This window comes from Clostridium sp. 1001270J_160509_D11, from assembly GCF_015667935.1.
GTDB lineage: Bacteria > Bacillota > Clostridia > Peptostreptococcales > Peptostreptococcaceae > Intestinibacter.
In genome coordinates, this window is sequence record NZ_JADPET010000109.1 from 1 (window position 1) to 10,081 (window position 10,081).

Genomic DNA, 10,081 nt, shown 5'->3' on the forward strand with positions numbered 1-10,081 from the left:
TTGTTTTTTTGTTTAAAGAGTTGTAACTCTTTTGTAATGCTGGAGCAGTAGATTTTTTTAATAAGTCTTTTCTACTCATACCAACATTCAAGACTATTCCTATAATCGCCAAGGATGTCATAACGGCACTACCACCATAACTTATAAACGACAGTGTTACCCCTGTTACTGGAATTAATCCCATCGTCATCCCTATATTTTGTATTATCTGGTATGAAAACATGCATACGACTCCAATTACTATAAAGGACCCATAAACATCTTTTGCCTCTCGTGCAATTTTTATCATTCTAAGCAGGAACATAGCGTATAAAACAACTAATACAGTTCCTCCTATTACACCTAATTCTTCAACTCCTACTGCAAATATGAAGTCACTATCTTGTATAGGTAAGAAGTCTTCTTGATTTTGAGTACCATTGTATAGCCCCTTACCAGTCATTCCACCAGAGCCTATTGCTATCATCGACTGCATAAGCTGGTAGTTTCCTTCTATAGATGTATCTTCTGGATCCATAAAACCTAAGATTCTATTTTTTTGGTATTGGTCCATACACATATACATTATAGGCAATAATATTAAAACAATTGTCCCAGCTTTTATAAGTATTTTTTTGTCTATACCTGCTGAGAATATCATCCCGAATACTATACAACAGAATATAATAGCTCCACCTAAGTCTGGTTCAACTATTATAAGACCGATAACTGGTATTGCATATAATACAACATCGAAAATTTCTTTTAAAGAGTTTAATTTTCCTCTGTATGTCTCTACTATTTTGGCATAACTCAGTATAAAAGTTATTTTTACTACTTCGATTACTTGTAAATCAAGTATACCTAAGTTGAAAGTAGATTTTGCTCCACCTCTACTGTCTCCAAATATTAAAACTAATGTCAATAAAGCTATACTAACAATATAAAGCTCTTTGTAGTATTTGCCCATTACATTGTAGTCTATCATTAAAATAAATATTATAATAACAGAGCCTATTCCAAACGCTAAACTCTGTACTATTAACCTTTTATATTGTCCCGTTTGATTTGCATGTGTAGCACTACTTAGTATTACTAAACCATAAGCAAATATGACCATTACTAGTAAAATTAGTTTCCAATCTATTTTCTTTATAAGCTTTATAGTATTTTTATAATCTATCAATTTCTCACCATCTTTCTAATATACTCTCAAAAACAAATTTAATGTTTAAAGGGATATACTTGCGTATATCCCCATAAAGAAAATCTCTATTTAAATTCTTTTAAAAGGTAGGTTTTCCCCCTCGTATTATAAATTTAAATTTTTCTCTCTTTTATATTTTTAAGTGGTATATTTGCAACTAAGGCTGATACTGGTTTATCATCTGTTTCGCTTCTCGTCTTAGACATTTTTATTTCTAAACCTTCTTCATCTATTTCTGCATAACTAGATATAACCTTTAATATATCATCTTTTATAGCTTCTAATAATTGTGGAGAACAATCTATTCTATCATGTACTAATACTAATTTTAGTCTTTCCTTTGCCACATTCTTACTTGTCTGCGAATTATTATTGAATGGCCTAAAAAAATCGAACATAATATCCTCCTATCTATTTGGCTGCTCCAAACATCTTTTTAAGTTTACTGAAGAACCCATCTTGAGTTTGAAGTTCCATAATTGGAACATCATGACCTAAGATTCTATCAGCTATATTTCTATAAGCCTTACCAGCTAATGATCTTTCATCTAAAATAGCAGGTTCACCTTTATTAGTTGAGATAATTATACTTTCATCATCTGGAACCATACCGATTAAATCTATCGATAATATTTCAACTATATCTTGCTTGTCCATCATATCTCCACGTTTAACCATGTCTTGTCTTATTCTATTTATTATAAGTTGAATATTATTGATTTCATTAGCTTGTAATAAACCTATTATTCTATCTGCATCTCTTACTGCTGAAACTTCAGGATTAGTTACTACTATAGCCCTATCTGCTCCAGCCACTGCATTTTTAAATCCTTGCTCTATCCCAGCAGGACAGTCAATTATTATATAATCAAAAGATTCTCTAAGCCTTTCACATAGCTCTGCCATTTGTTCTTCTGTTAATGCATTTTTATCTCTTGTTTGAGCTGCTGGCAATAGATATAAGTTTTCAAATCTTTTATCTTTTATTAAAGCTTGTTTTAATTTACAAGTACCTTCAACAACGTCTACTATATCGTATACTATTCTATTTTCAAGACCCATAACTACGTCTAAATTTCTAAGTCCTATATCAGCATCTACTACTACTGTTTTTTTATTTTGAAAGCTTAATGCTGTACCTAAGTTGGCAACTGTAGTCGTTTTTCCGACTCCACCTTTACCTGATGTTATAACTATAACTTCACTCATTTTTCTACCCCCTATAGATTTCCTTCTTTATTTTACATTTTTAGGTAAGTAACTCTCTATTACTATTCGTCCTTCACTTACAAAGGCTATCTCCGGGCTGATTTCTTTAATTTCCTTGTTACTTTCATCATCATCAGGCGCCTCAGCTATATTATCGGCAATTTGTAAAATTTTTGGACATAGACAGTTACCAACTATATATGCTCTATCATTTCCATTGGCACCTGCATGAACAAATCCTTCAACTTTACCCATAACGGTTATGTTTCCTGCTGCTATAGCTCTCGCTCCAGCACTTATATTACCCATAATAACTATATCTCTTATAGAAGTTAATTGTGAACCCGGATTCATATCTTTCATGACAACTATATCACCATCGTATACTACTATTTCTCCAGATCTTAAGCTCTCCACATATTTAGTGTCAAATAATCCTAATTGTTTTTTCTCTTCATCTTCCGTAAATTCTATATCAAACCTAGATGTAAGTTCTTCTTTTATCATTATTATTTGAATATCACTTAAGTAATCACAATTAATTTCACAGATTTTGGCTCCATTAAAAAATCCTACATATTCTTCTAACCTGTTAATTATTGAATCTTTCACAACATCAAAAGGGGCTACTCTTTTTATATTTATAATTATACCTTTTTTATTGCCTTTAAATTCAACAAGTTCACTGGCTGAAACTTCTTTTAAAGACATAACAACCTCCAGAGTGATATCAATTTATTTACTATATTCTTCATAAATATATTAATCACCTTTTTATTTTTTTATTTGAACATTAAAATTTAGTTTGTTGTCACTACCTGTACTGTCGCTTATGTTTTCTTCAGAGTCAGAATTTTTATTGTCAGATGTAGAGTCACTATCTGAATCATTTTTATTTGAGTTATTCTTTTGACTCGAACTATCTGTTTTGTTATTAGATGAACCTAATAAGTAATATCCTATTACGTCTTTTATTGGTAAGAAAGCATAAGTACTTGTAGTACCTTGAGGTATTACTGCTGCTACAGCTATTTCTGGGTCATCTGCTGGTGCAAATGCTACTGCCCAAGCAAAATCTCCATATGTTTCTTTATACTTATCTATATCATCATCTGTAATAGAAGGATTTACTTTCTTTATAGCTCTTCTTAAATAAGCGGCATTTATTTTATCTGTATCAGCTAATTTTTCATTAACTCCATCTTTTAATTCTTTTTCTAACTCTGCTCTTGTTTCTTCATCTAAATCTTTGTCTTTTAATTGTTCTTTAATTTCTTTGATTTTATTTTTAGTTAATTCTGCTTCCCTATCTTTTCTTAATTGTTTATAAACTTTTAAGACTTCTTTTTCTTCAACGCCATAACTAGATAAATGATCCATTAAGTAGTTATATTCGTCAGCTGTAGGTATTTTATCTTTTCTCTCCGCCGTACCACTCTTTGCTGCTACTTCTATAGGGAAGTTTACGAAGTATTTAGCAGCAGTACCTTGGCTTGTAACTAATTTCATACCTTTTGTTAATTCTTTTAAATTGTCACTATTTTTAAAGTCAATTTTTTTAGATACTACTTCATTTTCATAAGTTATTTCATAGTCGCTATTTACAATTTTTTTAGTTAAAGTCAGATCTGTTAAATATCCTCCATTTGCAATAGCCATTACATATCTTACTACTTGAGATGGTGTATATGCATTTTCACCTTGTCCTATAGCTAAGTTTAAGTTGTCTGATAATGTCCATCTAGCAAATTTTAAGTATGTAAATAGTATAGAGTCAGTTAAGTCTTCTATTCTATCTTCTTTTACATTTAATTTAGCTAATCTAGACATAACTTCACCCCTACCTGGAGTAGGGTCTTCATCTATCCAACTTACAATCTCATCTATTCTTTTATCCATTTCTTCATCGTCATTTTCATCGATATCAGTAAAACTATCGATTATATTTAGATTTAAATAAGATCTAAGTGAAATTTTAGTTGAATTTACTTTATCTTCTTCACTAGGTACTTTTCCGACTACTTCAGTTATTTCGTCTTCAAGACCTGTATGTTCATCTAAACCAAATAATTTAGCATATTCTAGTATCGTTTCAGAATTAACATCTGCACCTGGGTCTTTTCCACCTAGCCAGTTAGTTCCTGTACCTACTATACCGAAGTATACGTTACAAGATTCCTGTAATGCTTTATATAAATTTACTGCCCCATGGTTACTCTTTGATTTATTCCAAACGGCATCTGCGAAAGTCTGTCCATTTAATTTTATAACACCTGGGTCATTTATAGTATAATTTGGATCCAATCCATTTTCTAATGCAGCCATACCAGTTATCATTTTGAATGTTGAACCTGGCTGGAATACACCTTGTGCTACTAAATTTAGAAGTGGACTCGCCGCTAGTGTATCGTTTGGATTTTCAGGTTGTAGCTTTTCATAATCTTTTGATGATATACCTGTTACGAATAAATTCGGGTCGTAATCAGGATAACTAGCAGATGCTAATACTTCACCTGTTTTTACATCTACAGCGATGATAGCTCCTGTTTTAGCATTTTTAGCTCCACCACTTGTAGCTACATCTCCATATTCACTTTTATAAACTCCACCGTTATTTGCAACTTGTATCGTTTTTTCTAAACCTTCTTCAGCAACTTTTTGTAAATCCATATCTAGTGTTAAGTATACCGTATCTCCTGATACAGGCTCTTTAACTTCTAATTCATCTGTTATCTTACCAGTTGCATTTACTTTAACTTTTTTATATCCGTCGATACCTTTTAGGTGGTCTTCTTGAGTTGCCTCAATTCCTGTAAGACCTACAATATCATCTGATTTATATGATTTTTCTTTATTATTTAAATAATCATCTAATTGTGTAGATGGTATTTTACCTACATATCCAAGTACATGTGATGCTAATGCTCCATTTGGATAATGTCTAATAGGTTCGTTAGATATTGATATTCCTGGCATATTAGTTGTATTTTCCTCTACAAAAGCTACTGTCTCTTCTGATACATTTGATGCTAATGTAATTGGGTAATAAGTTCTATATCCTTGAGATTTTATAAGATTTCTTACAACAAGTATTTTTCTTGCATCTTGATCACTTAAACTCTCATCAATTCCATAGTATTGTCTTATTTTTTGGAATGCAACCTTTGCACTATCTGTACTTTTGACTTCTAGCTTTGTTCCATCATCTAGTTTTTTGACAAAACTCTTTAGCCAGTCGTTTTTATTTTTAATATCTGTAAACTCAAAACTCTTAACTAATATAGGAGGATAATATCCATTATTATTAAGCTTTTTTTGAAGTTCAGCTGGTTCTAAATCCCTATCTGATTTTTTTAATGTTCCATCTTCAATAAGACTATCTACTAGATAGTAGAATGTTTCTTTTGCATTAAGGTTTGATGGGATATTATTCTTTTCTTTATATTCTCTTACATTTTTATCATATGTATAAGAAAAGTTTCCATTTTTACTTATTGTAATAGGGAAATCATCTTCATAATCTTCGCCGTTTTCTATTAATTTATTTATTATTTTTAAAGCAACAGCGTTAGGATCATTTCCTTTAGCAGTTAATTGGTCACTTGATACCTCAACTACAAAGGAATTTGTATTTCCTGCTAAAAGCCTTCCGTATCTATCTCTAATCTCTCCTCTTGCAGCTTTTATTGTAACTTGTTTATAAGTTTTATTATCTGCAAGATTTGTATAGTATTCATGTTGTACTGTATTCATGTATAACATTTTTAATATGATTACTCCAAAGGCGCATAACAAGAAGATTTTTATAGCTTTAAATCTCTCAATAATTTTATTTTCTTCCATTAAATCACCACTATTCTTCTTCTAGTCTTAATATTGGTTTTTTAAATATTTTGTATACTAATATTCCCACTAAACTATTTAAAATTGGAACTATTAATATTTTTATAATTGATGTAAATGTACACACATTATACAGTACTCTCGCAAGTAAAAAACTAATTCCGCAATATATAAATGTTGTTCCTAAAATAATAGTAAATATCATTATAGGGCTTTCTTTATATACTTTGTCTTTTATATAACTTACCATATATGCTATTGTAAAAAATATTAATGCATTTGCTCCAAAAATACCGCCTACACTAGAATCTAGTATAAGTCCTAAAATAGCTCCTATAATTACACTTTCTAGTTCGTCTAAATAAAGTGAAATTATAACCAAATATATTAAAACTATATTTATAGTCATTCCAAAAACAGATAAATAATTAATAATACTATTTTGAAGTATTATTATAAAAAAACCCAATATACAAAGTAATACTTTTTTCATAATAGTTACCTCTCTAATTCATATTTCTTGGTTCTACTATTACTACATTGTCGATACTTTTGAAGTTTACGTTAGGTTTAACTACTACATATTTTAAAGATTTACTCTTATCTTCTGTAACCTTAGTAACTTCTCCTATAACGATATCTTTTGGATATAAACCAAGTCCAGATGTAACTACACTATCTCCTGGAAGTACATCATAATCTGAATCAAGCATATAACCTTGTAGGAGACCTTTATTTCTATTTACTTCTTCGTTTTTTATACCTGTCCCAGTTGTAATAATTCCCTTGCAATTAGAATCTCTAGATAATTTAAAACTAACTGATGATGTTGTGTCTAATAGAGTAATTACTTTTGAATAATTTGATGATACTTCAGTTACTATTCCGACTAAACCATAGCCATTCATAACTAAACTATTTTCTTTAACTCCATCTTCACTCCCTGCACTTACTACCATAGATGTGTACCAAAGACCGTCATTTTTACTTACAACTTTTGCTGATACTTGGTTTGCAATATATTTTTCATCTACGAATTTAAGTGATTTTTTTAGTTGTTCTAATGAGCTAGTATCTTCTAACTCACCTTTTAATTCTGTTATTTGTTTTTTTAGTTCTTCGTTTTCTTCTTCTAATTTTGTTACTTTTTTAGCATTAGATTTAAAGTTTAAAATATCAGAAAATCCACCCGTAAAGAATTGTACCCCTTTACTTACACCATTTTCTAATGTAGATGATACATTTAATATTATGTTTGAGTTAAAGGGACTCTTTCCTGAATTTGATCCAATCGATATGCCCACAATTCCAATTAAAGTGATAGCAACTACACCAGTTGCTATCACTTTAAAATTTATTTTACGTTTATTTTTGTCTCTTTTCAAACTCATCACCAGCTTCTATCTTCTTTTGTTTGCTACTAGAACTTTCTCAAATATTTCTTGATCTTCTACTGATTTTCCAGTTCCTATAGCTACACAATCAAGTGGATATTCAGCTATAAATACTGGCATACCAGTTTCTTCTTTTACTAATAAATCAAGTCCTTTTAATAAAGCTCCCCCTCCTGTTAACATTATTCCGTTTTCCATAAGGTCAGCAGCAAGCTCTGGTTTTGTTTTTTCTAGAGTTATTTTTATTCCGTTAACTATAGTATTGATAGGATCTTTTAATGCATCTCTTATCTCTGAAGAAGATATATCAATTTTCTTAGGAAGCCCTGTTACTAAATCTCTACCGCTTATTTGAGAAGTTACTTCTTCTCCATCTTTGTATGCTGAACCTATGTTTATTTTAACATCTTCAGCAGTTCTTTCACCTATTAATAGGTTGTATTCTTTTTTAACGTAATTAACTATAGCTTCATCTAATTTGTTACCACCTATTCTTATAGATTCAGCAGTATCTATTCCACCTAATGAGATTACAGCTATTTCAGAAGTACCACCACCGATATCAACTACCATGTTTCCTTCTGGCTCTTCGACTCTAAGACCTGCTCCTATTGCAGCTGCCATAGGTTCTTCTATTAAGAATACTTCTTTAGCTCCTGCTTGTTGTGCAGCCTCTTCGATTGCTTTTTTCTCTACTTCAGTAACACCATATGGTACACATATAGCTATTCTCGCACTAACTACACCTTTTTTAGCTGCAGATTTTTGTATGAAGTAAGTTAACATTGATTGTGTTATATCAAAATCAGCAATAACACCATCTTTCATCGGTCTTATTGCTTTTATGTTTCCTGGTGTTCTACCTATCATTCTTTTTGCTTCTTCACCAACTGCTAAAACATCTTTGCTGTCATCTCTTATTGCAACAACTGATGGTTCTCTAAGTACTATACCTTGACCTTTAATGTATACTAAAGTATTAGCAGTACCTAAGTCTATTCCCATATCTTTTGTCATTTTTCCGAATCCGAATAAAGATCCTTTTTGTTTTTTTTGTTTCTTTTCACTTGCCATTTTTAAACGCTCCCTTCAATCTTACACTATATCAAATCAACATATTTTCTTTAAAACTAAAATACAATCCATCACCTATAATTATATGGTCTATTACCTCAATGCCTATTATTTCTCCACATTTGACAAGTCTATTTGTAACAACTTTGTCTTCTATAGATGGTGTGGGACATCCTGATGGGTGATTATGTATGAGTATAATCTTATTGCTGCTTCTTCTTATCGCCGCTCTAAAAACTTCTCTTGGATGCACTAAAGATGAATTTAAGGTTCCAATCGAAATATCTACATCTGTTATTATTTCATTTTTTGTATTTAAAAGTACTATTTTAAATATTTCCTGTGATTCATATCTAAATATATCCATATAATATTTATAGATATCCCAAGGCTGATTTATTTTATATTTAGGCGGCTTATAACTGGATGCTCTTACACCTAATTCTATAGCTGCCTTTATTTGGCTTGCTTTTGTAAGTCCAATACCGTCTATACTACATAGCTCTTCTATACTTATATCATATAAATCTCTAATATTTATTAATTTTTCCTTAAATATTTGGTTAGAAAGCTCTATAGCATTATATTTTTTATTTCCAGTTCTAATTATAATAGCTAACAATTCTGCATCAGTTAATGATTTCACACCTTTTGTCAGCATCTTTTCTCTCGGTCTTTCTTCTATTAACATATTTTTTATGTTTAGACCTTTACCTAAAGTATCTTGCAGATGAATCATCCTCCATAAAATAGATTTATATCAAAGTGATTCTTTAGTAAATCGCTAAGTCTTGAAATAGGGAGTCCAACTATATTAAAATAATCACCTTGTATATTTTTAACTAATAAAGCTCCATAGCCCTGTATTCCATATGCACCTGCTTTGTCTAAAGATTCATTTGTATTTATATAATCTTTAATAGAGTCCTCACTTAAATCTTTAAATGTAACGAAACTAACTACATAATCTTTTATAATTTTATTTTCTTTCAAGTTAATTAAACTGATTCCTGTTATAACTTTATGTGTTTTATTAGATAGTCTTTTTATCATTTGATATGCCTCATTTTGATCTTTTGGCTTACCTAAAACTTCGTTATCTAAAGCTACAATTGTATCTGCTCCTATAACTAATCTATCTGTATTTCTCTTTGCTACATCAAATGCTTTTTCATATGCAAGTCTAACTACCATATCTTCTGGAGATTCGTTTTCCAAAATCACTTCTTCAATATCACTTTTTTGTATATCAAAATTAAGCTTAGTATTTTGCAAAATCTCTTTTCTCCTCGGTGAAGCTGATGCTAATATTACTTTCATTTGTTCACCTTCTTGTACTCAAATTTTGTACTAATTAAGTTTATCACTATATTAT

The 10,081-nt window shown here is 30.4% G+C and carries 10 protein-coding genes; all 10 read right to left on the reverse strand.

The genetic code is table 11. From position 1 onward, the window contains the following. Window positions 1-1,165 (reverse strand): FtsW/RodA/SpoVE family cell cycle protein (locus tag I4U58_RS10120; protein ID WP_243269606.1); only part of this gene is annotated, 1,165 nt, incomplete at its 3' end. Window positions 1,166-1,299: 134 nt separating this feature from the next. Continuing rightward, window positions 1,300-1,584 (reverse strand): cell division topological specificity factor MinE, encoded by a 285-nt coding sequence (minE, locus tag I4U58_RS10125; RefSeq protein WP_195931196.1) that lies wholly within the window; start codon window positions 1,582-1,584, stop codon window positions 1,300-1,302. Window positions 1,585-1,597: 13 nt separating this feature from the next. Further along, window positions 1,598-2,395 carry a septum site-determining protein MinD gene (minD, locus tag I4U58_RS10130; RefSeq protein ID WP_195931198.1) on the reverse strand — a complete coding sequence of 266 codons (798 nt, stop codon included), beginning with the start codon at window positions 2,393-2,395 and terminating at the stop codon, window positions 1,598-1,600. A gap of 27 nt (window positions 2,396-2,422) precedes the next feature. Beyond that, the gene (locus I4U58_RS10135; protein ID WP_195931200.1) at window positions 2,423-3,106 is read right to left on the reverse strand and encodes a septum site-determining protein MinC; all 684 of its coding nucleotides are present in this window, start codon (window positions 3,104-3,106) and stop codon (window positions 2,423-2,425) included. A 63-nt stretch (window positions 3,107-3,169) separates the two neighbouring features. Then, window positions 3,170-6,238 (reverse strand): penicillin-binding transpeptidase domain-containing protein, encoded by a 3,069-nt coding sequence (locus I4U58_RS10140; protein WP_195931201.1) that lies wholly within the window; start codon window positions 6,236-6,238, stop codon window positions 3,170-3,172. Window positions 6,239-6,248: 10 nt separating this feature from the next. Then, window positions 6,249-6,731, reverse strand: coding sequence for a rod shape-determining protein MreD (gene mreD, locus I4U58_RS10145; protein WP_195931202.1), 483 nt, complete (start codon window positions 6,729-6,731; stop codon window positions 6,249-6,251). A 13-nt stretch (window positions 6,732-6,744) separates the two neighbouring features. Further along, entirely contained in the window at window positions 6,745-7,629 is an 885-nt protein-coding gene (mreC, locus tag I4U58_RS10150; RefSeq protein WP_195931204.1) for a rod shape-determining protein MreC, read from the reverse strand. A 9-nt stretch (window positions 7,630-7,638) separates the two neighbouring features. Next, on the reverse strand, window positions 7,639-8,649 hold the full coding sequence (locus tag I4U58_RS10155) for a rod shape-determining protein (RefSeq protein WP_195931209.1): 1,011 nt from the start codon (window positions 8,647-8,649) through the stop codon (window positions 7,639-7,641). A gap of 88 nt (window positions 8,650-8,737) precedes the next feature. Beyond that, entirely contained in the window at window positions 8,738-9,445 is a 708-nt protein-coding gene (radC, locus tag I4U58_RS10160) for a DNA repair protein RadC (RefSeq protein ID WP_195931205.1), read from the reverse strand. Then, window positions 9,442-10,026, reverse strand: a complete 585-nt coding sequence (locus tag I4U58_RS10165; protein ID WP_195931207.1) for a Maf family protein — start codon at window positions 10,024-10,026, stop codon at window positions 9,442-9,444. The genes radC and I4U58_RS10165 overlap by 4 nt, the downstream gene beginning before the upstream one ends. Window positions 10,027-10,081: the final 55 nt, after the last annotated feature.